General features: G+C 60.2%; 2 protein-coding genes. One reads left to right on the forward strand and one right to left on the reverse strand.

All coding sequences use genetic code 11. The features are described from left to right. Window positions 1–116: 116 nt before the first annotated feature. On the reverse strand, window positions 117–590 hold the full coding sequence (locus tag ACP7A2_RS06720) for an Lrp/AsnC family transcriptional regulator (protein WP_078739088.1): 474 nt from the start codon (window positions 588–590) through the stop codon (window positions 117–119). A 144-nt stretch (window positions 591–734) separates the two neighbouring features. On the opposite strand from ACP7A2_RS06720, the gene kynU reads away from it, so the two are divergent. Continuing rightward, window positions 735–1985 (forward strand): kynureninase, encoded by a 1251-nt coding sequence (kynU, locus tag ACP7A2_RS06725; RefSeq protein ID WP_426133585.1) that lies wholly within the window; start codon window positions 735–737, stop codon window positions 1983–1985. Window positions 1986–2083: the final 98 nt, after the last annotated feature.

The raw sequence follows: 2083 nt of genomic DNA on the forward strand, positions 1-2083 counted from the left end.
GGGAAATTGGGGGTGTGGGGTTGCATGCTATAGCGGTAGTGAATTCACCACCGCCATCGCAGGCAAGCCAGCTCCCACAGGTTCGAGTTTTCACATGGGCTTTGTGGTGTGGCTGATTACTTGCGGATAACCAGGTCCAGCACTTCATCCCGGTCCTTGATCTTCTGCAACACGATCTCCGAGCGAATATCCACCACCCCCGCCGTGCGGTTCAGGTGGTTCACGATGAAGTCCGAAAAGTGCTTCAAATTCCGCGCCTGCACCCGCAGCACATAGTTACTCGCGCCGGTAATCACGTACGCACTGGCCACTTCCGGCCAGCTTTGCACCTTCTTGATAAACGTCTCGTGCCAGTCCTCCACGTCCTGGCGCAACGACAGGTGCACAATCGCCTCCAGTTCAATCCCCAACTGCTCGGCATTCAATACCGCGCGGTAGCCGCTGATGATTCCCTCGCTCTCCAGCAGGCGCAAACGGCGCAGGCAGGCGGAGGGCGACAGCGCGACTTTTTCGGCCAGTTCCTGGTTGCTGATACGGCCATCCTGTTGCAGGAAATGCAGGAGGCGCAGGTCGGTGGCGTCGAGAATCATGGTTAGAATAAATCCGCGTGTTTGGAGGTTAAATTCGAATTTCCTGGCGCTTGATTAGCCTGTTACCAGGCACTTTGCACGAAAATTCTTTAAATCTTCGTTCATTATTGAGGCCAACTCTACTCATCAAAAGCAGGATTGCTTATGACCACCCGTCGCCATTGCCAAGCCCTCGACGCGCAGGACCCGTTGGCGCCCTTGCGTGACCAGTTCGCGTTGCCCCAGGGCGTGATCTACCTCGATGGCAACTCCCTCGGCGCCCGCCCCGTGGCGTCGCTTGCGCGGGCGCAACAGGTCATCAGCGAGGAGTGGGGCAATGGGTTGATCCGCAGCTGGAACAGCGCCGGCTGGGCAGATTTATCCCAGCGCCTGGGAGACCGGCTGGCACCGCTGATCGGTGCGCGCGACGGTGAAGTGGTGATCACCGATACCACCTCGATCAACCTGTTCAAAGTGCTCAGCGCCGCGTTGAGCGTGCAGCGCCAACGTCAGCCCAGCCGCAAGGTAATCGTCAGTGAAGCGAGCAACTTTCCCACCGACCTGTACATCGCCGAAGGCCTGACCGAACTGCTGCAACAGGGTTATTCCCTGCGCCTGATCAACAGCCCAAACGAACTGCCGCAGGCCGTCGATTCGGACGTGGCGGTGGTGATGCTCACCCACGTCAACTACAAAACCGGCTACATGTACGACATGCAGGCGCTCACCGCCCTGAGCCATGAATGCGGCGCGTTGAGCATCTGGGACCTGGCGCATTCGGCGGGCGCGGTGCCCATCGACCTGCACACGGCCTGCGCGGATTACGCGATTGGCTGCACCTACAAATACCTTAACGGCGGCCCCGGCTCCCAGGCGTTTGTGTGGGTCAACCCGGCGTTGGTAGACGCGGTGCGCCAGCCTTTGTCGGGCTGGTTTGGGCATACCCGCCCGTTCGCCATGGAATCCAGCTACGCGCCGAGTGCGGGTATCGCGCGTTACCTGTGCGGCACGCAGCCGATCACCTCGCTGGCGATGGTGGAGTGCGGTCTGGAGATTTTCGCCCAAACCGATATGGCCAGTTTGCGCACAAAATCCCTGGCGCTGACGGACCTGTTTATCGCGTTGGTGGAAAACCGTTGCGCCGCCCATGGCCTGGAACTGATCACCCCACGCGAACACGCCAGGCGCGGCAGTCACGTGAGTTTTGAACACCCTGAAGGTTATGCGGTGATTCAGGCCCTGATCGCCCGTGGCGTGATCGGCGATTACCGCGAGCCGCGCATCATGCGTTTTGGGTTTACGCCGCTGTACACCAGCTTCACCGAGGTGTTTGACGCGGTGGAAGTCCTCGGCGAAATCCTCGACAACGGCACGTGGGACCAGCCGCAATTCAAAGTGCGCAACAGCGTCACTTAAGCACCACACACATCCAATGTGGGAGCTGGCTTGCCTGCGATGGGGGGCGGGGTATAAACCACCCCCAAGACCGCCCACCCCCCCCCCCCCCGGTGGCC

The organism is Pseudomonas sp. PWP3-1b2, from assembly GCF_049896045.1.
GTDB lineage: Bacteria > Pseudomonadota > Gammaproteobacteria > Pseudomonadales > Pseudomonadaceae > Aquipseudomonas > Aquipseudomonas antarctica_B.